Source organism: Labrenzia sp. 5N (genome assembly GCF_012395805.1).
Taxonomy (GTDB): domain Bacteria; phylum Pseudomonadota; class Alphaproteobacteria; order Rhizobiales; family Stappiaceae; genus Roseibium; species Roseibium algicola.
Genome location: NZ_JAAZTM010000020.1, coordinates 1,364,419 through 1,389,214 on the forward strand (window position 1 = coordinate 1,364,419; position 24,796 = coordinate 1,389,214).

18 protein-coding genes are annotated in these 24,796 nt (G+C 59.5%); 6 read left to right on the plus strand and 12 right to left on the minus strand.

The window, feature by feature from the left end:
* A complete protein-coding gene (locus HEP89_RS26705) occupies positions 1-498 on the minus strand; it encodes a class I SAM-dependent methyltransferase (RefSeq protein ID WP_082444653.1) in 498 nt (165 codons plus the stop codon).
* Between the two features lie 269 nt (positions 499-767).
* Here HEP89_RS26705 and pepN point away from each other — a divergent pair, with 269 nt between their 5' ends.
* Both pepN and HEP89_RS26715 read left to right on the plus strand, forming a co-directional pair.
* Positions 768-3,413, plus strand: coding sequence for an aminopeptidase N (gene pepN, locus HEP89_RS26710; RefSeq protein ID WP_168693447.1), 2,646 nt, complete (start codon positions 768-770; stop codon positions 3,411-3,413).
* A 156-nt stretch (positions 3,414-3,569) separates the two neighbouring features.
* Positions 3,570-5,924, plus strand: coding sequence for a PAS domain-containing sensor histidine kinase (locus HEP89_RS26715; RefSeq protein WP_168693448.1), 2,355 nt, complete (start codon positions 3,570-3,572; stop codon positions 5,922-5,924).
* A 54-nt stretch (positions 5,925-5,978) separates the two neighbouring features.
* Here the strand turns inward: HEP89_RS26715 and HEP89_RS26720 are convergent, their stop codons facing one another.
* From HEP89_RS26720 to HEP89_RS26745, 6 genes are all read right to left on the minus strand, one after another.
* Positions 5,979-6,872, minus strand: a complete 894-nt coding sequence (locus HEP89_RS26720) for an alpha/beta hydrolase (RefSeq protein ID WP_168693449.1) — start codon at positions 6,870-6,872, stop codon at positions 5,979-5,981.
* A 111-nt stretch (positions 6,873-6,983) separates the two neighbouring features.
* Positions 6,984-9,980, minus strand: coding sequence for a bifunctional [glutamine synthetase] adenylyltransferase/[glutamine synthetase]-adenylyl-L-tyrosine phosphorylase (locus tag HEP89_RS26725; protein ID WP_022997817.1), 2,997 nt, complete (start codon positions 9,978-9,980; stop codon positions 6,984-6,986).
* Positions 9,937-11,391 (minus strand): HAMP domain-containing sensor histidine kinase, encoded by a 1,455-nt coding sequence (locus tag HEP89_RS26730; protein WP_168693450.1) that lies wholly within the window; start codon positions 11,389-11,391, stop codon positions 9,937-9,939. Before HEP89_RS26730 ends, HEP89_RS26725 begins: the two co-directional genes overlap by 44 nt.
* Positions 11,375-12,061 carry a response regulator transcription factor gene (locus HEP89_RS26735; RefSeq protein WP_022997819.1) on the minus strand — a complete coding sequence of 229 codons (687 nt, stop codon included), beginning with the start codon at positions 12,059-12,061 and terminating at the stop codon, positions 11,375-11,377. Before HEP89_RS26735 ends, HEP89_RS26730 begins: the two co-directional genes overlap by 17 nt.
* Before the next feature lie 191 nt (positions 12,062-12,252).
* Entirely contained in the window at positions 12,253-13,788 is a 1,536-nt protein-coding gene (locus tag HEP89_RS26740) for a Do family serine endopeptidase (protein ID WP_022997820.1), read from the minus strand.
* Positions 13,789-14,104: 316 nt separating this feature from the next.
* On the minus strand, positions 14,105-14,755 hold the full coding sequence (locus HEP89_RS26745; RefSeq protein ID WP_209014832.1) for a glutathione S-transferase: 651 nt from the start codon (positions 14,753-14,755) through the stop codon (positions 14,105-14,107).
* A 129-nt stretch (positions 14,756-14,884) separates the two neighbouring features.
* On the opposite strand from HEP89_RS26745, the gene HEP89_RS26750 reads away from it, so the two are divergent.
* From HEP89_RS26750 to HEP89_RS26765, 4 genes are all read left to right on the plus strand, one after another.
* A complete protein-coding gene (locus HEP89_RS26750; RefSeq protein WP_022997823.1) occupies positions 14,885-15,883 on the plus strand; it encodes a DUF2336 domain-containing protein in 999 nt (332 codons plus the stop codon).
* Between the two features lie 123 nt (positions 15,884-16,006).
* The gene (locus tag HEP89_RS26755) at positions 16,007-17,116 is read left to right on the plus strand and encodes an HPP family protein (RefSeq protein ID WP_168687976.1); all 1,110 of its coding nucleotides are present in this window, start codon (positions 16,007-16,009) and stop codon (positions 17,114-17,116) included.
* 39 nt (positions 17,117-17,155) lie between these two features.
* On the plus strand, positions 17,156-17,818 hold the full coding sequence (locus HEP89_RS26760) for a 5-formyltetrahydrofolate cyclo-ligase (protein WP_168693451.1): 663 nt from the start codon (positions 17,156-17,158) through the stop codon (positions 17,816-17,818).
* Positions 17,819-18,048: 230 nt separating this feature from the next.
* On the plus strand, positions 18,049-19,128 hold the full coding sequence (locus HEP89_RS26765) for a DUF2336 domain-containing protein (RefSeq protein WP_022997826.1): 1,080 nt from the start codon (positions 18,049-18,051) through the stop codon (positions 19,126-19,128).
* 25 nt (positions 19,129-19,153) lie between these two features.
* Here the strand turns inward: HEP89_RS26765 and HEP89_RS26770 are convergent, their stop codons facing one another.
* The 5 genes from HEP89_RS26770 to ccmI form a co-directional block, all read right to left on the minus strand.
* Positions 19,154-20,404 carry a bifunctional alpha/beta hydrolase/OsmC family protein gene (locus HEP89_RS26770; protein ID WP_168693452.1) on the minus strand — a complete coding sequence of 417 codons (1,251 nt, stop codon included), beginning with the start codon at positions 20,402-20,404 and terminating at the stop codon, positions 19,154-19,156.
* A gap of 139 nt (positions 20,405-20,543) precedes the next feature.
* On the minus strand, positions 20,544-21,029 hold the full coding sequence (locus HEP89_RS26775) for a cytochrome c-type biogenesis protein (protein WP_077290392.1): 486 nt from the start codon (positions 21,027-21,029) through the stop codon (positions 20,544-20,546).
* Between the two features lie 4 nt (positions 21,030-21,033).
* Positions 21,034-23,019, minus strand: a complete 1,986-nt coding sequence (locus HEP89_RS26780) for a heme lyase CcmF/NrfE family subunit (protein WP_168693453.1) — start codon at positions 23,017-23,019, stop codon at positions 21,034-21,036.
* 34 nt (positions 23,020-23,053) lie between these two features.
* On the minus strand, positions 23,054-23,503 hold the full coding sequence (gene ccmE, locus HEP89_RS26785; protein ID WP_055658701.1) for a cytochrome c maturation protein CcmE: 450 nt from the start codon (positions 23,501-23,503) through the stop codon (positions 23,054-23,056).
* Positions 23,504-23,565: 62 nt separating this feature from the next.
* A complete protein-coding gene (ccmI, locus tag HEP89_RS26790; protein ID WP_168693454.1) occupies positions 23,566-24,699 on the minus strand; it encodes a c-type cytochrome biogenesis protein CcmI in 1,134 nt (377 codons plus the stop codon).
* Positions 24,700-24,796: the final 97 nt, after the last annotated feature.

Here is a 24,796-nt window from a genome sequence, read left to right on the forward strand (position 1 = left end):
TCAGGCTTCTGATGTCTTGCGATAGATATGATAGCGACCCCGGTGAATGCCATCCGGCTTTTTCAGGGGCTCGTAATTCGGCAAGTTGAGTTCGAGCGCGCACAGGATAATTCCGCCAACGGCCATGTGGGCATCTATTGAAGGAGCCAGCCAGGAAGCTGTCGCAAGGTCATTTGTAGGATCAGCCGAACCGATGTCGATATGGGCGAACGACGCCTTCGCCCCGATCCGCGGACCGCAGAAAACAAGCGTGTCGCGAATGTTGCCGAGGATCATGTGATGCGCGTCCGGAGCGCAGCTCGGGTGGCAGTCCATGGCGAAATCGAATACGAAAATTTCCTTGTTCGGATAAATCTCGCGCAAGTGGTCATAGGTCCTGCCATTGCCCAACCCGAGTTCCAGGATAGGTCCGTCGACTTCGTTGACCTTGTCGACCAGAAATTCGAGCAATGTTTTCTGGGATGTCATTCGACGAATAAAACTGTCCAAACGGCTCATTAAAAAAATTCCCTGCAACTTACGACGCACCTGACATAGACAATGCCCCGGCTGCCGTCAAAACCTCCCGTCCGTATTTAGGTGTTATCAAAGGCTGACGGAATACCAGCCCTTGCGGAAGGTCAAACAGGACTTTGCCGTAATCTGCGATCATGCTAACGCCTTAGGTCATCCTCACATTTTCATGAGGGTGCGGTTGCGGCCTCCAAACAGGGCCTTACGGTCAGGCACGGGCAGGCAATTGCGCCTAACATCAGCAGGAGAATTCGATGCGTTCAGAAACGGCGCCGGCCATACGGCTGGAAGACTATCAACCGCCACTTTATCGCATCGACAAGGTCGCCCTGAACGTTGAACTCGCCCCGGGCGCAACCCGCGTGACCGCGACGCTTGAGGTCAGCAGGCAACCGGGAACAGAGGCCGGCGCCCCGCTTGTGCTGGATGGTGACGAATTGTCACTTGCGGGCATCAAGCTGAACGGCGAAGCGCTTGCCGAGACTGCCTATGCAGCGACAGCCGATCGTCTCGAACTTGCCTCACCGCCTGCCGATCCGTTCGAGCTGACACTCGTGACCGAACTCGATCCGGACGCGAACACGAAGCTGATGGGGCTCTACCGCTCCTCGGCAACCTATTGCACCCAATGCGAGGCCGAGGGCTTTCGCAGGATTACCTATTTTCTGGACCGACCGGATGTCCTTGCCGTTTACACGACACGTCTGGAGGCCTCGAAGAAAGACTGCCCCGTTCTCCTGGCCAACGGCAATCTGACGGAGACAGGAGATATCGACGGCACCGGCAGGCATTATGCCGTGTGGCACGACCCGCACCCCAAACCGGCCTATCTGTTCGCACTGGTTGCGGGCGATCTCGCCGAAGTTCCGGACACGTTCACCACCATGTCCGGCAAGGAGGTCGCACTCAACATCTACGTCGAGCATGGCAAGGAGAGCCTGTGTGACTGGGCCATGGATTCCCTGAAGAGGTCCATGCGCTGGGACGAGGAAGTGTTTGGCCGCGAATACGATCTGGATGTGTTCAACATCGTCGCCGTGTCGGACTTCAATATGGGCGCGATGGAAAACAAGGGCCTCAATATCTTCAACGACAAGTATGTTCTGGCCGACCCGGAAACGGCAACCGACCAGGATTATGCCAATATTGAAGCCGTGATCGCACACGAATACTTCCACAACTGGACCGGAAACCGCATCACCTGCCGGGACTGGTTCCAGCTGTGCCTGAAGGAAGGCCTGACGGTGTTCCGCGACCAGGAATTTTCGTCCGACATGCGCTCGCGGGCGGTCAAGCGCATTGCCGATGTGCGCTTGCTGAAATCGCATCAGTTTCCGGAGGATGCAGGCCCGCTCGCACACCCCGTACGTCCGCGAACCTATCATGAAATCAATAACTTCTATACGGCGACTGTCTATGAAAAAGGCGCCGAGGTTGTTCGCATGCTGCAGACGCTTCTGGGCGAACAGAAGTTCCGGGCCGGACTGGACCTCTATTTCGACCGCCATGACGGCGAAGCAACCACAATCGAGGCATTCCTGTCCTGCTTCGAGGAAGCATCGTCCACCGATCTTGAACAGTTTTCGCTCTGGTACGAGCAGGCAGGAACGCCAGTCGTGTCGGTGGAAACGGAATATGATCCCGACCGCAAGTCCTTCACCGTTTCATTGTCCCAGGAAATCCCGCCCATTGCCGGCCAGAAGTCCAGCAAACCGGCAGTCATCCCGCTTCGTTTCGGGTTGATCGGCCCCAATGGCGAGGACATGGAAACAGGCTCCGTGGAGGGTGCCAACGTCGCCGGCGATGTGCTTGTGCTCGACAAGGCTCACCAGGACGTCGTCTTCCACAATGTCGCTGCCGCTCCCGTTCTGTCTCTCCTGCGCGGTTTCTCCGCACCCGTTCGTCTGAACCAGCCCCTGCATTCCGAGGAGCTCCTGTTTCAGGCAGCACAGGATCGGGACCCGTTCAATCGATGGCAGGCGGTGCAGACGTTGGCGATGCAGGACCTTGTGAGGCTTGCCGGTCTGGTCCGTGACGGCTCGGAAGGCACGCCGTCCGAAGACGTCATCGGTGTGTTCGCGTCTGTTCTGGGTGAAACCCAGCTGGATGAAGCCCTGCGTGCGCAGGCACTCACGTTGCCCAGCGAAGCGGATGTCGCACAGGAAATCGGCAAGGACGTCAACCCGGACGCCATTCATACGGCCCGTCAGATGCTGCGGCGCGCAGTTGCCGCCCGCATCGCATCTTCCCTCGTCCCGTTCATTACCGTCCAGTCCGCAGGTGGGACCTTTTCTCCGGATGCGCAGGCAGCCGGAAAACGAGCGCTCGCAAACCGTTGCCTGCATTATTACGTAGTCTCCGGCGCAGCCGATGCGACTGACCTGGTCTGGTCGCGGTTTGCCTCTGCCGACAACATGACCGACCGCCTCGCGGCCCTCACCCTTCTGGTACACGACCATATGCCACGTGAAGAGGAAGCGCTTGCAGCTTACCGCGAGCGGCACACGGACAGCTCTCTGGCCATGGACAAGTGGTTCATGACCCAGGCCACCGCACCCGGCAACGAAACGCTGGACCGGGTCAAGGCATTGATGTCGGACCCATCCTACGATGCCGGCAACCCGAACCGTGTCCGCTCGCTGCTGCAATCCTTTGCCACCGGCAACCCGACACAATTTGCCCGGATGGATGGTGCCGGATTTGAACTGATCGCCGAATCAGTTCTGGAGATCGACAAGCGAAATCCACAAGTGGCATCGAGACTTCTGACGAGCTTCCGCTCGTGGCGCGCACTTGACCCACAAAGAAGTGCCCTTGCTGAATCTGCCCTCTTGAGGATTTCAGCATGCGAAAATCTGTCGAGAGACAGCCGTGACATCGTCGACAGAACCTTGCAGTAGTCTGCAATACTGAGAAAGGTTAACGAAAGAACGGAAAATCCGGATTTGCGTTAACCATTTTATTCTTTGACGGGTCTGGACAAAAACAGACGATTTGATTCAAATGGAAGTGATTCGGGGCACCCCCGACGCGGCGGTTTTTGAGGCACACTTCCTATGGCGAGAGCATTAGCTGGCGACGCATCTGCGCGGCGCGGCGAGAAGGAGTCTGAGTGGGAGACAGACGCAGGCACAAAACGCCTGCCTCTGCGCACCCTCCTCGGCGCTCTGGCCGAAAGCCTGGCCCGCTCCGATAGCCTGATGCGACGCCTCATTCCCGGCCTCGCCATCATCTTCATCGTCATACTCGCCCTGTTCCGCACCGGCGACCTTGTCAGCGATTCCACCCGGACCCAGGAAAACGCCCAGGTTACGCTCAGCCTGATGGCAACTGTCGTCGCCAGCGGCCTGATGTCGTCGGAAAACGATCTGCCTGAAACGGGCTACCGGACGACGTTGAAACGCATCCTTGCCGACAGTCTGCCCACAGGGGCGACCAGCAAGGGCCGCATTTATCTCGTTGCGGACCAATCCGGCACCATCGTTGCCTCGGCACCGCTCCAGCCATCGCTTGAAAGCCGGCCGATCAGCGACCTGCTCGGCCCATCACAGCCGCTCATGGTGTTTGGCGCCCGTGCCGGCGTGATGCCGGTTGCCACCAACCTTGGTACAGGCCGGGGCCAAGAACAGGTTCTCGCAACGGTTCATCACCTCGACGGCCGCCTCGGAATGGTGGCGGTGCTGCAGCCGGAAAACGAGATCTTCAGCCAGTGGCGGGATGACCTTTCGGCAAATGTGACGCTCTTCGTCGGAACTTCGCTGGTGCTGCTTGCGGTCATCTACGGCTTCTTCAGTCAGGCGACCCGCGCGGAAGCGGCCGACGACATGTATGCGGCAACCCGTGCCCGCATCGACACCGCCCTCACCCACGGCCGTTGCGGACTGTTCGACTGGGATCTGTCACGCGGCAGAATGTTCTGGTCGTCTTCGCTGTACGAGCTGCTCGGACGCGAACCCAAGGACGATATTCTCAGCTTTGCCGATGTCGCAGACATCACCCATCCCGATGATATCGACCTTCTGGGCCTTGCCGAGCACCTGCTGGAAAGCGGTGAAACCCTGGTCGATGAGACCTTCCGCATGCGACACGCCGACGGAAGCTGGATTTGGCTTCGCGCCCGCGGTGAAATCCAGTCGGAACCCGGCCGTGCCGAGCCGCACCTCATCGGTATCTGCATCGACATTACCGAGCAGCACGAGCTTGCCGAACAAAGCCGTATGGCAGATCTTCGCCTGCGTGATGCGATCGAGACAATCTCGGAAGCTTTCGTTCTGTGGAATGCCCGAAACGAGCTTGTGATCTGCAATTCCAACTATCAGTCGCTGCACAGCCTGCCGAACGCCGTGATCAAGCCTGGCACACCCTACAAGGACGTGATGGCAGCTGCCTCCAATGCCGAAGTAGCACCGCAACCGGTCACTCTTCGCCAGCGTGGCGGCGCTCCTGATGGCTCCTACGAAGCGCAACTGGAAGACGGTCGTTGGCTGCAGATTTCCGAGCGGCGCACCAAGGACGGCGGTTTCGTGTCTGTCGGGACCGACATTACCCCGCTCAAGAAGCACGAAGAAAAGCTGATCGACTCCGAAAAGCGGTTGAGGGCAACCGTTTCCGATCTCCAGAAGTCCCGCCAGACCCTTGAGGTTCAGGCCCGGCAGCTGGTGGAAATGGCAGAGAAGTACCAGGAAGAGAAAACCCGGGCGGAAGCCGCCAACAAGGCCAAGTCCGAATTCCTGGCCAATATTTCTCATGAACTGAGAACGCCGCTCAACGCCATCATCGGCTTCTCCGACATCATGACGCAGGAAATGTTCGGCCCTGTCGGCACCGACAGGTATTCCGACTACTGCAAGGATATCTATTCTTCCGGCACTTACCTGCTGAACGTGATCAACGACATCCTCGACATGTCCAAGATCGAAGCCGGTCGCATGAGTATCGAGACCGAAACGGTCAATGCTTCGGAATCGGCCGAAGATGCCAGCCGGATCGTCACGGGAGCAGCAACCGAGAAGAACATCACCGTCACCACCGATGTCGTTGAAAACGTCTCGGTGCACGCAGACAAGCGGGCGCTCAAACAGATCCTGCTGAACCTGCTGGCAAATGCGGTGAAGTTCACGCCGGACAATGGCACCGTCACGCTCAAGGCGCGGCCACGCGGAGACAAGCTGCATTTCGAAGTGATCGACACAGGCATCGGAATTTCGGAGCGCGATATCGAACGTCTCGCCCAACCCTTCGTGCAAGTGGAAAACCAGTTCACCAAGACCCACCAGGGCTCAGGCCTCGGACTAGCCATCGCCCGCTCGCTGGTTGAACTTCATGGCGGAGCGCTGGTAATCAAGTCGGAAGTCAAGAAAGGCACCACTGTCAGCTTCACCTTGCCGCTTGCCGACAAGGAAGCCGCCTGAAGAGCTTTACCCTCCAGGCGAGCCAGGTTGTCCGTAGCCCTAAAGCACAGCAGATCAGTCGTTGCCGCTTGTTGTTGCCAGCTCGCTCAGGATGTCGAGCGATCGGGTCCACAACAATGCGCCGCCTTCCTCCGGAATGAACCGGCGGCTTGCATTGGGCAATCTGCCTGCGAGCGAAAGACCGAAGTCCGGTGAATGAACCGGGCTGCCATCCTTGCCGCCGTACCAGAGCGAGACCGGGCAGTTGATCATGCCAAGGTCGATACTCCAGGGCCTGAGCGCTGCGAGCGTATCAAGGACGTATCCTTTCGGTCCCTGCCTGAAACCTTCCCGAAGGGCGTGCCTGTAGGCCGCGGCGAAAGGTTCGACTCCATATACCGACCGGTCTTCCGGTGAGCTCATCGACAGTACCAGGTCGTAGAAGCCATCCGGCTCGGCGAAGCCTTCAAGCATGGCAGAAAACCCTGCGGGGTCTTCCTGTGCATGCCGGGTCATATCCCTCACCTGATCCGGCAAACCATCAGCAAATTCCGGACGGTAGAGTTCATCCTGACCGGAGACGATCGCCAGGGAGCTTGCAGTCCCCGACGCTGCAGCGGCGAAAGCGAAGGGCGCTCCTTGCGAAAAGGCGACCACTGGGATGCTGACAAGCCCAAGGTTCGCAACAAGTTCGCCAACGTCACGCGCGACACTTGCCAGTGACTTGTCAGGGTCGGGCGATGAAGCGCCGAGGCCCGGCCTGTCCGGTGCAATCAGTCGAAGGTTTAGCTTTTCGAGATGTTCCAGGCCAAAGCCAAGTGTGCCGGCCATGCCGGCGCCTGTCAGAAACAGAACTGGGGTGCCTGTCACCGGGCCCCATTCAGACCAGGCAAACACACGGTTGCCAGCCAGCGCAATACGATCGCTCCGGTCCGGACGACGGACCATTTCGTCGAGTGAATAAGTCATGAGGTTTCTCAGAGTATGGAAAAGGGTTCGCTCAAGAGAGCGCGAATAATTTGAAATCGGCCGCCGGTGCGGTCCTTCCCTATCCCAATGGAAACAGCTTGGCAATCCGGGTCAAGTGTTGACCGTTTCAACCTCGCCAATCAGCCGCACAAACGTCTCGCGCACCTTCACCTGAAGGTCTGCGAGCTCTGCTTCCAACCGGGTGAAGGTCGGACTGCCGGAGGCCTGAACCAGGAGATCCAGTACCCCGCGAGGTGCTTCTGCCGGCACGAACTTGCCGGAAAGAGCCAGCCGCAACACCTGGGTCAGTCGGTGGTAAAGCCTGAGAGCTTCCAACAACAGCCCGGCATCGCCCAGGGTCAGAAAGCCGGCGTCGCGGGCCAGTTCCAAAGCCTGCTCCGTGCTTTGTGCCAGGATTTCCGGATTTTCCTGAGCGTGTGCAAGCTGCAGAAACTGGGCAAGAAACTCGATATCGACCAGACCGCCGGCCACCTGTTTCAGATCCCAGACATCTTTGGTGCCTTTTTCCTTCTCGATCCGGGCACGCATGGTGCGGACATCGTCGGCCAGCTTCGTCAGATCACGCGTCTGCACCAACGTGCCGCAGATGCTGTCGACAATCTTCTGCTTGAACTCAGGCGTCGTGGACGCAATCACACGTCCGCGCGTCAGAGCCATATGCTCCCAGGTCCAGGCCTCTTTCTGCTGGTAGGCTATGAAGCCGTCCAGATTGGTAGCGAGCGGGCCTGCATTGCCGGACGGACGAAGCCGGAAATCAACCTCGTAAAGCGAGCCTTCGGCCGTCGGTGCGCTGAGGGCCGTGACCAGCCGCTGCGTCAGACGGGTGTAATACTGGGTGATCGCAAGAGGCCGCTTACCATCAGACTGCTTGACGTCTTCCGGAGCTTCGTAAAGAAGAATCAGGTCCAGATCGGAGGCTGCCGTCATTTCGCGCCCCCCAAGCTTGCCCATGGCCAGGACCGCGATATTGCCCCCCGGCACCGTGCCGTTGCTTTCGCCGACATGCACGATCACCTGCTTCAGGATCCGGTCGACGACAACTTCGGCCAGCCGTGCCAGTGCAAACCCTACCCGGTCGGCGGACAAGGTATCTGAAATCATCCGCAGGCCGATCAGGAACTGCTGCTCCTGGGTAAATATCCGCGCCCTGTCCAGTGCTTCCTCATAAAAGCGGGCCTGAGACAGGGTTCTGTCGAGCCCGGCGCGGAACTCCTCGACGCTCGGCATGGCGCCGAAAAACGCCGGATCGAGGACTGCATCCAACACATGAACCCGCTTGGAGACCGTTTCGGCCATGCGTGGCGCAGCGCCCATGGTGGTTGCCAGCAACGTCAGGAGCTGTGGATTGGACCTCAGCAGCGAGAACAGCTGCACGCCCGCTGGAAGCTTGGCCAGAAAGTTGTCGAACGCCCGCAGCGCGGCGTCCGCGTTGTCCGTGGCCGCCAGCGCACTGAGAAGCGCAGGATGCATTTCGGTCAGCCGCTCGCGCGCCTTGGTCGAACGGGTGCACGGATAGCGGCCGAAATGCCAGGCCTTGACGATCGCGGCAGCTTCAGCAGGCTGCTTGAAACCAAGACCGGCAAGCGTCTCCAGGGTACCCGGATCGTGGTCATCGCCGGTAAAGACCAGATTGCCCAGTTCGGACGACAGTGCCGGTTCATCTTCGAACAGTTCGGCATAATGGTGCTGAACCGTTCGCAAGTGGTCGAGCAGTGCCGTTTCAAAGGCTGCAAGCGTGTCGTAGCCCATCAGCGCGGAAACCCGCTTCATGCCGTCTTCATCCTTCGGCAGAAGCTGGGTCTGCTCGTCGTTCAGCATCTGGATGCGATGCTCGACATTGCGCAGGAACCGGTAGGCGGCGGCCATTTCGTCGCGTGTCTTGCCCTTGATCCAGTCTGCATCCACCAGAGCGTCCAGCATGTCGAGCGTGCGACGTCCGCGAAGGGCCGGGTTGCGGCCACCCGCGATCAGCTGCTGGGTCTGGACGAAGAACTCCACTTCCCGGATGCCGCCACGGCCGAGCTTGACGTTATGCCCGGCAACCGCAATGGCCCCGTGGCCCTTGTGCATATGGATCTGGCGCTTGATCGACTGCACGTCTGCAATGGCCGCAAAGTCCAGATACTTGCGCCAGATGAACGGCACGATTTCATGCAGGAAGGATTCGCCGGCGGGAATGTCGCCCGCGCAAGGCCGCGCCTTGATCAGCGCCGCCCGTTCCCAGTTCTGCCCCAGGGATTCGTAATAGACGAGCGCAGCGGGCACCGACATGGCAAGCGGGGTCGCACCGGGATCGGGGCGCAGGCGAAGATCCGTACGGAAGACGTAACCGTCCGCGGTCCGGTCCTGCATGATCTTGACCAGGCGCCGCGTCAGCCGAACGAATTCCACCGGAGCTTCCGCTGTTCCCGCCATGGGTGCCTTGGCCGGGTCGTAAAGAACGATCAGATCGATATCGGACGAATAGTTCAGCTCGTTTGCACCGTGCTTGCCCATGGCAAGAACGATGAGACCGCTATCGACTTCCGGCTTCTCCAGGTCATGAGGTGCGAACTTGTTCAGACGGACCAGATCGCCGAGGCAGAACCTGATTGCCGCTGTCAGCGCGGCGTCGGCAAACCCGGCCAGGGCACCGGTAACGCGGTTCAGACCGATCGCACCGGAGATATCGGCGAGGCCGAGCGTCAAGGCGAGGTCGTGTTTGAAGTGGCGCAAGGTCCGCATGATACCGGCCTCGTCCTCCGCCCGCGCTTCACGGGCAGCAGACAGCAGGTTTTCAAGACGGCTTTCCGGCGCTTCCTGCAGCAAGCGAAGGAGACGCGGTGGATCGGCAAGCATCAGATCGCGCAGATAGGGCGAGTTTCCAATGACCCCGATCAGGAAACCTTCCAGGTCCGGTTTTTCGTGCAGAAGAGCGTTGAGGGCCTCGCCGGCTTCGGCATGAGCCAGAAGATCTTTCAGGAACAGGGCTGCATGATCGGGATCCGGTGCCGTTGGGACCACCGCGATCCGGTCGGCCAGAACGCCCGCGCCACCGTCCTGGTCAGTTCCCTTCTCCCGTTTGCCCGGCTGTGCCGCCTTGTTCATGCCCGCTCCTGCTGCTGTCCGGTTTCACCGGCTTGAGATCGATCCGGGCGCTCAGCCCCGGGTTCTCATTCATGAAGCGCAAGTCTCCGCCATGCAAGCGGGCAACCGCCTTGACAAGACTCAATCCAAGGCCTGTTCCAGGTTCGGAACGGCTTTCCTCCAACCGAACGAAACGTTCCTTCACCCGGTCCTGGTCTTTTTCCGGAATGCCGGGACCATTGTCGGTGACGCTGAGGACGATGCGACCGTCCTCCTCCCGCCCGCCAAGGCGAATAAGCAGCTCGCCAGTTTCAGGACGACCGTATTTCAGTGCATTCTCAATGAGATTCACCAGTACCTGGCTGATGAGGTCGCGATTACAGTCTGCCTTCAGCCCTTCGGGCAAATCGGTTTCAAGCTTGCCACCCTCATCTTCAACCAACGGCTCGTAAAGTTCGGCAACTTCGGCAACCAGCTTGTTGAGATCGGTCGGCTCCATGACGGAGGCCGGTGCCATGGATTCAACACGCGCAATACGCAGCAGCGCGTTGAATATCCTCAGGAGCTGGTCGGATTCCTCCAGTGTCGCTTCCAGGGCGCCGCGGTAGCCCTCCTCCCCCTTGGCTTCACGCAAGGCGTTTTCGATCCGGGTCTGCAGGCGCGTCAGAGGTGTCTTCAGGTCATGGGCGATGTTGTCTGTCACATCCTTCATCGACTGCATCAGCAGTTCGATCCGGTCGAGCATCGTGTTGAGATTGATCGCCAGACGATCGAATTCGTCGTCATTGCCCGCAACGGGAAGACGGCCGGAGAGCTCACCCTGCATGATCGTGCGGCTGGTGGCGGAAATCTCGTCGATGCGCTTCATCACCCTGCGGCTGACAAACAGCCAGGTGATCGCGGCCATGACCACCACGACGACCAGCCACAGGCGCAAGGCGTTGGCCAGAAGGTTGGAGAACCTGAGCTGGTCGCCCAGGTCACGTCCAACCAGCAGACGGAAGCCGCCGCGAAGCTCAAACGTGCGCACCATGGCCTGCCGCTCTACGTCTTCAGCATCCTGGCCAAGGCGCGTGTAACGAACCCGGCGCAATCCACCATCGGCCTCTTCGAGAACGGTGGTCGGCAGGCGGGCAATATTCCCGACAAGCGCATTGCCGGCAAAATCGACGAGGAGATAAAGGCTGGCATCCGGGTGGCGGGAGCGCCTGTCGATGGTTTCGACAAGATCGCGAACACCGCCGCGCACATAGACGTCGGCAAGGGTTTTCAGTTCTGAATCGACGGATTGAACCACCTGCTCGGACATCAGGTTGTCCGTGTTGTCCGCTATATAGAACAGCAGCACACCGGACATCACCGTGAAGACGGCAATGTAGAGCAGCGACAGCTTGAAGGCTGTGGTTCTGGTAAACCTAGTGAGCCGCGTCACGGATCGTATATCCGGCACCCCGGATGGTGTGCAGAAGGGGTGTTTCGAAACCCTTGTCGATCTTGCCGCGCAGACGGGAGATATGAACGTCGATCACGTTGGTCTGCGGATCGAAGTGATATTCCCAGACGTTTTCGAGCAGCATCGTACGGGTCACCACCTGGCCGGCGTTCTGCATGAGATATTCCAGAAGGCGGAATTCACGCGGCTGCAGCGGGATTTCCGTTTCGCCGCGGCGGCACGAATGCGCCATCCGGTCCAGTGTCAGGTCGCCCACGGTATAGGTGGTCTCAATCTGGCTGGCCGACTTGGGGCGTCGTGCCAATGCCTCTATGCGGGCTTGAAGTTCGGTAAAGGCGTAAGGCTTGGGCAGGTAGTCGTCGCCACCGGCCTTCAGGCCCTTGACGCGGTCATCGACCTGACCGAGCGCCGAGAGGATCAGCACCGGCGTGTGGTTGCCTTCCCGGCGCAGGTCCTGAATGACCGAAAGGCCGTCCATCTTCGGCAGCATGCGGTCAACAATGAGGATGTCGTAGTCCCTGTCGAGGGCCATATCCAGCCCGGTCCGCCCATCGGCAGCCTGGTCGGCGGTGTGGCCCAGTTCACTCAAACCCTTGACGAGGTAGCTTGCAGCTTCCGGGTCGTCTTCAATGACAAGAATCCTCAACATCTCATCCTTTTAGCTTGAGTTGGCCCTAAAGAAAATGGCTGACGGCGGCGATGGATGTGAGAGTCGCCGCCGCCAGTCAGTCAGGGTTTAGCAGATAAACCCTTGGCAATGACCGGCCCGTCGGGGTTTGGGGGCAGAGGGCAGGCCGGTCTTGCCTCACAGGTCCGGTTCGGGGCGGAACCGGCCCCTGATCAGGCGAGGTTCATGGGCAGGGCCACGAACCGTGTCGTGTTGTTGCTTTCAACCCGGAAGAGAACCGCCTTGCGGCCATCCTTTTCCGCCTTGTCCAGCGCCTTCAGCACATCGGACGGGCTGTTGACCTTCATGCCGGCCACTTCCAGGATCACGTCACCGGTGTTGAGGCGCTTTTCGGCTGCCGGGCTTTCCGGGTCGATTTCGGCAATAACCACGCCGTCACCTTCCAGGCCAGCTTCGGCTTTCGTCGTCAGGACCAGGCCGAGATCATCCAGGCTGGTCTTGCTTTCACCGGCTTCCGGCTGAACGGCTGCAACCTGTTCCTGATCCTGCAGGCGGCCCAGTGTCACGGTGACGTCCTCTTTCTGGCCGTCGCGCCAGACCGTGATGTCAACCTGGCTGTCGGGCTCGTAAGCCGCAATGATCTTGGACAGCTCGCGCGGGCCTTTCACTTCGGTGCCGTCAACGGCAAGGATGGTGTCGCCCGAGCGCAGGCCAGCCTTCTGTGCCGGGCTGTTTTCCTGCGCTTCCGCGACGATGGCGCCGCGGGCCTCTTCGAGGCCAAGGCTCTCCGCGATGTCATCCGTGACGTTCTGAATCTGAACGCCCAACCAGCCGCGAACGACGGTACCGTCGTCCTTCAGCTCCATGATGACATCCTGCGCGGTCGAAGCCGGAATTGCGAAGGCGATACCGACGTTGCCACCGGACGGCGAGAAGATCGCCGCATTCACACCGATGACTTCGCCATGCATGTTGAAGGCCGGACCACCGGAGTTGCCGCGGTTGACCGGGGCATCGATCTGGATGAAGTCGTCATAGGGGCCGGCGCCGATGTCGCGACCACGTGCCGAGACGATACCAGCCGTGACGGAGCCGCCGAGACCGAACGGGTTACCGATAGCGACAGTCCATTCGCCGACCTGCGGTGCTTCCTTGGCGAAATCGACATAGGTGAACGTTTCGTCGCTTTCGACTTTCAGAAGGGCCAGATCCGTCCGTTTGTCGGCGCCGATGAGCTTGGCATCATATTCCTTGCCGTCACGGTCGATCACGGTGAACTCGGTCCCGTTTTCGATCACGTGATGGTTGGTGACGAGGTAACCGTCATCAGAGATGAAGAAGCCGGAGCCCTGGGAAATGCCGTACTGGCGCGGGGCACGGCGCTGATTTTGTTGCTGGTCACCGCCACCCTTGCCACCGAACTCGCGGAAGAAGCGCTGGAACGGATGGCCATCAGGCAGGCCCTTGAAGAAGTCTTCGAAATTGTCGTTGCCACCACCGAAGTTCATCATGCGCGGTTCTGCGGCCTGCTTGACCTGAACGCTGACAACCGCCGGGCTGACGGCAGTGACGACGTGGGAGAAGTCCAGCGGAGCCGCGGTATCGACACGGACAGCATCAGCCAGAGCCAACTGGCTCGGAACAATGGTCTGTGCCGTCAGAAGTCCGGCTGCGCCGAGCGCGACGACGCCTGCCAGCAGTTTGGCGCGACGGGAGCGCAGGGGAGAAACTGAGCGACTGTTTTGCATGTTGTCTTCCTCTTTCGAGATAAGGTTTGAAAACCATTTCCTGGACTGCTTGCGGGGAAAGCGCTCCAGGTTCGAAAGTGAAAGTAGGTGAACCAGTCTTACAGGCGCCTGTCGGCGGCATTACGGTTTTGTAAGGTTGGAAGAAATGGCAGAAAACGTGAGGAAAACCGCCACGACCGGAGCACAAGTGGCAACGGTTTTTTCCGTCCCGAACATGCACAGAAGTGAAAACCGAGTGCAGGAAGCAGGAAACAGCCGGCCAGCGACCCAGGCAGAGTGTTCTCTGCTTCGCGTTACGAGGGGTTCGATTCGCCTGTCAGGGGAAGACGACCGGTGTATCGCCCGGCTGCCATCGGTTCCATTTCGGCATCACGGATTGGAACCGGGGCGACACTTCGAAGGCTTCCAGCCAGGCTTTCAGCGACGTCCACTCCTGGCTGTCGAACCAGCTGCGATCCGAGTTGGCGAACTGACGAACGAACGGCAGGATCGCAAAGTCGGCCAGCGAGGCCTTGCCGCCGAAAAGCCAGGGCGTAGCGGCGAGACGGCTGTCCAGATGCCATAGGAACTCCGCAGCACCGGCTTGCTCTGTTTCCCTGTCAGTGTCCGGATATCTCGTATCGTACTTGTAGCGATCCAGATGGCTTTTGAACGGGCCGTCGCAAACGCCGATCAATTCCAGCATGGCATCGAGATCGCCTTTTTCCGGCTCCAGCCAGTTTTCCGGGTCGGACCGGTCAAGCGCCCAGAGCATGATGTCGAGGCTTTCATCGATCACCGTTTCGCCGGTTTTCAGGCAGGGTACCGTTGCCGAGGGAGACGTTTCCAGAAATTCGGGTGCCTTGTCCCTCAGGACGATTTCCCGCAATTCGACCTGCTCGCCACTTGCGGCAATCGAGAGCCTTGCCCTGATGGCATAGGGGCAGCGGCGGAAAGAATAGAAGATCGGCATCAAGGTTGCGTTCATGCGCGTGGAATGACCCATCGGTGCCGGCAGGTCAACAGTGCCGAAATCACCTTATTGCAACAAAGCACTTGGTGGTTTTCACAGGTTATAAAGGAAATTTGGCGAAACTTATGCCGATAGGGTACGGACATGAGCGACTCGCTTCTTAAGCTTGCCAGGGACAGTTCTTCAGAGAAAAAACACGAGCTTGCCGAGCACGTGACAGGCCTGCTTGTTGCCCGCGCAGACGACCCCGGCTCCGAAGAGACGCATCTTCTGAACAACATGCTCGAGGGCGTCTACGATTCCCTTGCTCACGACGCTAAGCGCAAGATGTCCGAACGTCTTGCAGATGTGCCGTCAATGTCCTCCAAGCTTGCCGCGGCAATGGCCAGCGACGACCTGCCTGTGGCCCAGGCAGTGCTGGAACGCTCCAAGTCGCTTCGCGAAGAAGATCTGCGCAAGATCGCGGAAACCAAGGACCAGGGTTACCTTCTGGCTCTCGCCAAGCGCGACCACGTCAGCAACGATATCAGCAATATCCTGATCAAGCGCGGCAGCAGGGATGTCAAACACACGCTGGCCGCCAACCTCGGCGCCGAGATCACCATGCCGGTGTTCGAAAGCCTGGTGAAGGACATGCCCAAGCAGCTTGGTGATCGCATCCGGCACTTGCGCAAGTCGAACGAGGAGCTGCTGGAAGATCTGTTCCGCGACGACGGTGAAGTCGCTGCCGGTGCGGAACTGGTGAAAAAGCAATCCAAGATCAGCCCGAAGGCGTGGCTGATGGGCATCCGGCTCGGCAAGACGACCCTGAACAAGGCGGTCTACCAGCTGGCCCAGGAACACAATCTTCTCGATGCAGTCGCCTTGCTCTCGTTCTTCTCCGGCCTCGACATGAAATATGTCCACAATCTCATGGTCCGGTTCGATTCCACCGGCATCGCCACCGTCTGCCGGGCCACCGGCATCGGCGCGATGGAATTCCAGGCAGTGTGCAAGGAACGATGCAAGCATCTGAAGTTTCCCGAAAGCACCGGCAGCAAGTGGCTGACGAACTACCACATGCTCGATGACACCGATGCCCGCCGACTTCTGGCGCTCATGAAAATCAGGCTGAAAGCAGCCAAACACGAGAAGGCGGCCTGATCGCCACCGGCCCAAGTGCGAAAATCCGTTTCGCGACAGGCCGAAAATTGAGTTTCAAAATCCAAGTCAATTCCGGATTTTTCGCCTAGAACTTGTGCAATTGCATATTTTTCAGGCGACTTCATGCACATCGATCCCAAACCGACCTTCAGAACCGCGTTCGCCCCGGCGTTGCCTTGGCCGCAGCCAACCGAAGCGTTTCTGGCCATGGCGGGCGGCGCTGTCGGTATCGGCGCATGCGCCCTGATGGTGTGGTTGATGCATGCATATGGCGGCCTCCCACTGTTTCTGATGGCGCCTCTTGGTGCCTCTGCCGTACTGGTGTTTGCCGTACCAAACAGCCCGCTTGCACAGCCTTGGTCCGCAATTCTGGGAAACACCTTGTCGGCGGTGTGCGGCGTGGTGGCGCTTGCCTTGCTGCCGTTGGAAACCGCGCCGGTTCTGGCTGTCGCGCTTGCGTTTGCCGCGATGATGCTCGGCCGGGCTCTGCATCCGCCTGGCGGAGCTGTCGCCTTGCTGATTGGCTTGTCGCCTGAACTTCTGACAGAAACAGGCGCGCTGATGATCGTCTTCAATACAGCCGTGATGACTTGTGTACTGGTGGCGTCCGGCCTGGTGTTTCATCGTTTCTCCGGTCGGAAATATCCATTCCGGACAAGCCTTTCGCAAAGCGGGCCACCACCAATGCGGCGGCTTGGCCTGACCGAGGAAAATCTGTCGGACCTGCTGTCGAAATTTCACCAGTCGACCAACCTCGGCGCTGTTGATCTTGCCCGGCTTGTGGCCGCTGTCGAGGCAGAGTTGATACAGCCTCCCTTCGAAGGGGTAGCCTGTGCAGATGCGATCGCCCTGGAACACCTTCATGTAGCTCCAGACGCGTCTCTACAGGAAATCCTCAGTAAACTGCAGCAGTCCGAAACATCCAAAGTCGCAGTCGTGAATGCTGACGGCCATCTTGCCGGTCTCATCAACCAGCGCGACCTTCTGCGCGTCCTGAGCAAAGGCTTCGGTGACGGATCAAACTTCGCCCCTCCCCTCGCTCGCGACCTCCTGCATGCTCCGGTGACGTCTTTCGACGGCACCCTGCCGCTTGGTGATGCCCTGCATGTGATGGTTCGCGATAATCTGGATCATGTTCCGGTATGCCAGGAGGGAGTGTTCGAAGGTTTTCTGACCCGCTCACTCCTGCTTGAGGCCCTGGTCTGGCCCGCAACGGACAGAAAGGCCGCCTGACGCGGTAAAAGCACAGGGACGCGAAGGGAATTTTCCTGAATGAGCCAAGATGACGACCTGCCGGGAGACCCTGTCTGCTACGCCGACATGCTGGTGGGCGGATTTGTCGTTGATCAGGAGACCTTTCGCGATGTCAGCCGGTTCCGCAAATCTGAGCGCAGCCGCCTCTATGAAAAGCGGAAGGGACTGACAAGCACGGAGCGGGCGGTAAAGACCGCTGCGCTGATCGATCAGCTTCGCCCCGTCCTTGAAACAGTCGACTATCAGAGAATCTCGCTCTATTGGCCAATCCGCGGTGAACCCGACCTTCGCCCCCTGATGACGGAGCTTTGCAGCTCGGGCAGGACAGTTCTTCTACCCGTCGTTCTCGAAAAGCAGACACCGCTGGTCTTTTGCCCGTGGCAGCCAGGCTGCAAGATGGTGCGAGGCCTCTGGAACATTCCTGTTCCCGAAGAAGGCTCATCGCAGGTGCCCGAGGTCGTGATCGCCCCCCTGGTTGGTGTCGACGCCCACTTATACCGCCTCGGCAATGGTGGCGGCTACTACGACCGCACGCTGGCATCGCTGCCGGCCAAACCGCTGACCATCGGGATCGGGTTTGCGTTCTGCAGTCTCAACTCCATCTTTCCAATGCCCTGGGATGTGCCAATGGACAAGGTCGTTCTGGACACCGGACCTTTGGAAGTTGAACCGGGAAAATGACACTTGCTTCAACCAGTAGTTACCTAATGCAAATCCGCGCGGGGTCTCCGAGAGACTTTATCAAATAAAGTAAACACGCTTGAGGCACGCATAAGCGCGCAAAATGTCAGCCTTATCCTGTAATTAATACGGATGGCGCGATAGATTTATCCTTTTTTTATCCTGCGCTTTAGACAGTTGTAAACTGTCTCTGCGGTAGTCCTGTTGCAAGAAAAACGGACAGCTAAAAGATGCTCAACGACCTTCTCAATCTCGCTCAGGAAAGCACCCCGGAAAAACGCCACCAACTGGTGGAACACGTTACCGAGCTTTTTGTGCGTGGCGCGAACAGCTACCAGACAGAAGAAATCGCCCTGTTCAACACGGTGCTGGAAAGCATGCTTCCCACCATGGAGCCTGAACAGAAGAAAGCGATATCCGAACAGCTGGCGCCGATAGACGACACTTCCAACAAGGTCGCCTATGAGCTTGCCCGAGAAGAGATCGACATCGCCAGGCCGATGCTGACGTCCTCCAATGCGCTCAAGACCGAGGATATCCTGCGGCTGGCCAAGACCATGGGCCAGGGGCACCTGCTGGCGATCTCGAAACGCCAGCATCTTGAGGCCAATGTCACCGATGTCCTGCTGGAACGCGGCGAGAACCCGGTCAAGCAATCTGTTGCCGCCAACTCCGGAGCGGAGTTTTCCGAATGGGGCTCTCGCCTGCTGATCAAGCTGGCGGAAAAGGACGAGAAAATCCGCGACGCCATGATGGAGCGCGCGGACATTACCGAGTCCGACTATGACAAACTGATCAACCAGATGCCTGAGGCTCAGCAGGCGAAGATCCGCCAGCTGCGCAAGGAAAACGAAACCCTGATCCAGGATCTCTTCCACAAGGCCAGCAAGGTTGTTGCCAGCTCGAAGCTGGAACGCAAGGCGACCCGTATCAATGCGAAGGTAACCTTGAAGGAAATTCGGGCCGGGCAACGTTCGCTCAGCAAGGCGATCACGCAGCTGTCGCTGTCCAACAACCTGTTCGACATCTGCTTCCTGCTGGCGGAAATGGCCGGGCTGGAGCAGAAATACGTCACCAATGTCATGGTGCGTTACGATTCCACCGGTGTGGCGGTTCTTTGCCGTGCCATGGGAGTGGAAAACGCGGACTACAATGCGCTGTGCAAGGCTCGGGCGATGCACAACAAGCAGCCGCAGTCGACGGCGGAAAACTGGGCGAACGACTACCAGTCGCTGTCAGACCGTGACGCGCGCCGTCTGCTGTCCTTCATGAAGATCCGTCTGCAGACCCTGGAAGGCCAGGCGGCCTGAGGCCGCCTCCCCGCTTCCCGTCAGATCACGCCTCTGCTTTGCCGGGCGACACTTCCCGAGTCACCACCGCAGCGCCCGCTTCCAGCGTGCGATGAACAGGACATTTGTCGGCGATCTCCAGAAGCCGGGTTCGCGTTGCTTCGTCAAGGTTGCCTTCCAGCGTGATCAATCGCTCGAACCGGTCGATCTTGCCGTTCCGCGACTTCACGCTTTCCGAACACTCTTCACAATCGGCCGCGTGCACCTTGCCGTGCAGAACACGAGTGCCGATCCGTTCGATATCCAGCCCCTTGCGTTCAGCATACATGCGCAACGTCATGACCGTGCAGGCCCCGAGTGCGGCGGACAGATATCCATAGGGCGACGGGCCGCTGTCGAACCCACCGACATCCTTGGGTTCGTCGGCAATCATCCGGTGTACGCCGCTCGTGACCAGGACCTGAAACTTGCCCTGGCCGGTCTCCACCACCTCAACACCATCCTTTGCTTCGTCGCCGGCCTGTTCCGCTACCGGATCGAGATAACGCCCGACCCAACCGGCAATCACACGTGCCGCATAAGCCGCGTCCTGGCTCTTTGAAAGAAGATGGTCGGCCGTATCAAGCGACACGAAGCTCTTGGGATGCTTTGCGGCAACGAAAATGCTGGTGGCGTTGTCGATACCGACAACCTCGTCGAGCGGGGCATGCATCACGAGAAGCGCCTTGCCGAGACCCGCGACCTTGTCACGAACCGACTGGGCTTCCAGATCGTCCAGGAACTCCTTGCGAATGGTAAAGTTGCGCCCTTCGAGAGAAACCTCTCCTTCGCCCTGCTTGCGGATCGTCTCTTCCACTCCCTTGAAGCTTCGGATCACGTGATCCGCGTCGGAGGGAGCGCCGATCGTCACGACGGCCCGCACTTCGGGAATGTCGGCAGCAACGGACAGAACCGCGGCGCCGCCGAGCGAATGGCCGATCAGGAGCTGTGGAGCCTGATAGTTGCGGCGCAGATAATCTGCAGCCCGCTTCAGGTCTTCGACGTTGGAGGAAAATCCGGTTGAGGCGAAATCGCCGCCGCTGCCGCCGAGGCCGGTGAAATCGAACCGGAGCACGGCAATCCCCTCTTGTGAGAGCGCACTGGCAACGTGGCGGGCGGCAGCGATATCCTTGGAGCAGGTAAAGCAGTGCGCGAACAGGGCGAAAGCCCTGATCTTGCCAGACGGCAGATCCAGCCGGGCCGCCAGACTTGCGTCGTGCGCGCCGTCAAACTCCAGTTTCAGCGGGTGCTGTCCCATTCTTCTGCCTCCATGCGTTCACTCGGCCACAGGTAAGCACACCTGCCCGTCATGCAAGTCACGCATTGGTGTGAACACAGTGACCGCAGATCTTGAACGGTATGCAGCTGGTGAGACCGAAAACGAACGGCCGGAAGTGTCAGTCGGCCTTGTCCAGCAGCGCCTGCAGCCTACGCTCCTCTTCCGCGGTCAGCTTGGGAGCGGAGACATCATTGGCAGCAGCACGATTGCGAGCACGCTTGCGCAGGGCTGCAACAATCGCAATCAGACCCGCAATGAGGGCAACGGGGCCCGCGGCCCACAGAACGATGGTATGCCAGGCGAAGCGAGGCTTCAGCAGTACGAATTCGCCATAGCGGGACACAAGGTAATCGATCACCTGCTCGTCACTGTCGCCGGCGACCAGTCGCTCGCGTACCAGGACGCGCAGATCCTTGGCCAGCGGCGCGTCGCTGTCATCGATGGACTGGTTCTGACAGACCATGCAGCGCAGTCCAGCTGACAGTGCGCGCGCACGGCCTTCCAGTACCGGATCGTCCAGAACTTCGTCGGGCGCAACGGCAAGAGCCGGTGCGGCAAGCAGGCTCACACAGAGCAGCAGGGCAAGGAATAGACGCTGTATCATCCGGTCACTCCGCCGCTGCCACACTTTGCTGACGTTTGCGGGCCGGTTTCGGAGCCCCCACGCGCAGCCGCCTGTCAGCAATGGAAAACACCGCACCGAGGGACATGATCACACAGCCAATCCAGATCAGGGTGATCAGCGGCTTGAAATAGACGCGCACGTCGACAGCGCCATCGCCGCGCCCTTCACCGAGCGAGAGATAGACCTGCGAAAACCCTGTCGTATAGATACCGGCTTCCGTTGTTGGCATCTGGCGCGCCGTGTAAATGCGCTTGGAGGGGTCAAGCTCGGCCACCAGGGTTCCGCCCTGACGGATGGAGAAGTGACCGACTTCTTCAGTGTAGTTCGGACCGCGGCGTGGTGCGGCGCCTTCGAAGGTCATCTGGTACCCGGCGAGTTCGACAACATCGCCCGGACGCATTGTGAGGACACGTTCTTCCTGAAACGCGGAAGCCGTGACAATACCGAGGACAGTAAGGCCGATGCCGAAATGGGCAGTGGCCGTTCCCCAGGCAGATCCCGGCAGGCCAACAAGACGGGCAAACCCGCGCTTGAAGCCTATTTCGAAGAATTTGACACGGGTCACGATTTCGGAAATTGCACCCGCCATGACCCAGACCGCCAGCCCAACACCAAGCGGCGCCAGCACCTTGTCCATGCCCCAGGCCCAGTAAGTGATCAGCGTCAGCAACAGGGCGAGACCGAAAGCCGCATAAAGACGCTGGCAGGCCGCCCCAAGATCAGCCCGTTTCCAGGACAGGATCGGACCGAAAGGCACTGCGAGGAGCAGCGGCACCATCAGGGGACCGAACGTCAGGTTGAAAAACGGTGCACCGACTGAAATCTTCTCGCCAGTGACGGCATCAAGCACCAGCGGGTAGAGCGTGCCGACAAAGACGGCTGCACAGGCAGCGGTCAGGAACAGGTTGTTCAGCACCAGACCGCCTTCCCTGCTGATGGGTGCGAACAGCCCCCCCTGCTTCAACATCGGTGCACGCCAGGCGTAAAGGCTGAGCGATCCGCCGATGAAGATGCACAGAAGGCCGAGAATGAAGACGCCGCGGGCCGGGTCGGTGGCAAAGGCATGAACCGAAGTCAGGACGCCTGAACGCACCAGGAAGGTGCCGAGAAGCGACAGGGAAAAGGTGAAGATCGCCAGCAGTACCGTCCAGACCTTCAGCGCCTCGCGCTTTTCCATGACGATTGCCGAGTGCAGCAGAGCCGTGCCTGCAAGCCAGGGCATGAAGCTGGCATTTTCGACCGGATCCCAGAACCACCAGCCCCCCCAGCCAAGTTCGTAATAGGCCCAGTAGGAGCCCATCGCGATGCCGAGCGTGAGAAAGCACCAGGCAAGCAGTGTCCAGGGCCGCACCCATCGTGCCCAGGCCGCATCGATACGGCCGAGGATAAGCGCTGCCACCGCAAAGGAGAATGTGATGGAGAAGCCGACATACCCGACGTAAAGCAGAGGCGGGTGAATGGCGAGGCCGATGTCCTGCAGGATCGGGTTCAGGTCAGACCCTTCCAGCGGAGGATTTGCAATCCGGGTAAAAGGGTTGGACGTTGCCAGCAGGAACAAGACAAAACCTGCAGTAACCCAGCCCTGGACGGACAATGTCACCGCTCTCAGGTCGGCCGGCAGATTGCCCCCGAAGACGCCAACAAGAGCACCGAAGAAAACCAGAATCAGCACCCACAGAAGCATCGAGCCTTCGTGGTTTCCCCAAACGCCGGTGAACTTGTAGAGCAGGGGTTTTGCCGAATGGCTGTTCTCGACAACGTTCAGCACCGAGAAATCGGAATTGAGATAAGCACCCGTCAGCACCACAAAGGACAGAAGGACCAGGAGAAAGAGCATCACCGAAACCGGCGGTGCCACTGCCATCAGGCGTTCATCCTTCTGGAGCGCCCCCCAGATCGGCAGAACGGATTGGACAAGTGTCAGCGCGAAGGCCAGCACAAGTGCGTAGTGTCCGAATTCGACAATCATGTCCGTTCCTCTTCCTCACCGGCACTGCGAACAATCAGTTCGCGTTGCCCTCTTCACCTTGCCAGTGTCCCTGCGCCTTCAGCGCTTCGGCCACTTCCTTGGGAATGTAGTTCTCATCGTGCTTGGCCAGCACACTGTCCGCAACGAAAACTCCGTCCGAACCGACGACCCCCTCGGTCACCACGCCCTGCCCTTCCCGGAACAGATCCGGCAGGATGCCCTTGTAGGTGACGGCAACCGTATTGGCCGTGTCGGTTACACGGAAGCTGACTTCGGCATTGTCGGAGCGCACGACCGAGCCTTCCTCGACCAGGCCACCGAGCCGGATCCGCTGACCGGGCGCAACGCCGTTCTGGGTGATTTCGGTCGGGCTCTGGAAAAACACGATCTCGCTTCTCAGCGCGATCAGAATCAGCGTCAGGGCAATGGCCAGAACCGCGCCAGCCGAACCGATAAGGGTCAATCGTCTTTGTTTGCGTGTCATCAGCGAAGCGTCCGATTTTCAATTCCCCGGCGCAACTGCGCCGCCTGCGGCAGGTCTGCCGCTCAACCGTCAGTTAGACCAAGCTGGCTGGCAGCGTCCTTGATCATGGACAAGTCCTCCGGCTTGTCCGCATATGCCGACAGCGCCTCCTCAAGAGCCTTTTCCGCATCCTGTTTCTTACCCAGAACCATATAGGCACGGATCAGCCGGTTCCACTCATCCACCGACCCGCCTTCCGTGGACAGCCGCTCGGCAAGGCCGGCAACCATGCCGGCGATCATGGCCTGACGGTCATCCGCGGCCATTTCGCTGGCGGCAGCAACCTCCTCCTGGGACGGTCCCGGCAAACTGTTGCCGACCAGTGCGCCGCCTGTCAGCCGGGCCATTTCCTGACGCGCGGCCCCAACCCAGGCTTGGGTCTCATCAGCGCCCTGAAGGAGAGCCTTCCAAGCGGCAATCGCGTCTTCCTTGCGGCCTTCCTGGCCAAGCGCCAGTGCGAGAAAGAATCGTGGCTTTACGGCTGCGGGTTCCAGCGACACGGCCTGCTCGAAAGCGGCGCGGGCATCGGCTGTAACCAGACCCTGGTTTGCAATCGTCAGGGCTTCGCCCATATCGGTGAGCCAGGCCTGGTTCGGCCCAAGAATGCGGATTGCATTGGAATAGGCTTTCGCAGAAGCCTGAGGCTGACCGAGCGACAGGTAGACCGGAGCAATGACTGCCCAGCCTTGTCCATCTTCCGGATTTTCCGCCAGATGCCGTTCAACACGGGCAACCAGCAGATCGACGGATTGTTCTTCCGCCGGTGCGCTCAGACGGCTGAGCAACGGCTGGTCGGGAAGATCGGGAGAGCCAAGGAAAAGATAAAGTCCGAAAGCTGAGGCTGGCACCGCCAGCAGGGCCAGCCCCTGCGCAAGCTTGAAGCTTCCCCCCTTGGAGCCGTCCTGTTTTTTGCTGTCGCCCCTGTCGTGGGCTGCAAGCAGACGGCGCGCGATTTCCGTTCGCGCTGCCTCGGCTGCTTCGGCGTCTATCAGGCCACGTTCGAGTTCCGTCTCGATCGCCGCAAGCTGCTCGCGATAAACCGCTTCGTCCGCACGCGCCGGTGCATCCTCCTGATGGCGCCGTGTGCGCGATAGGGGAATAAGTACCGACAATGTCGCAACCCCGGTCAACAGGGCAATCAGGATCCAGAACACCATGGCCGCACTATAGACAATTCAATGCGGACAAAAGCAAGGTGGCTGGGATGTGACCGGCGGTCGCGGCGCAAACAAATCGGAGAATGAGGCCAGACCT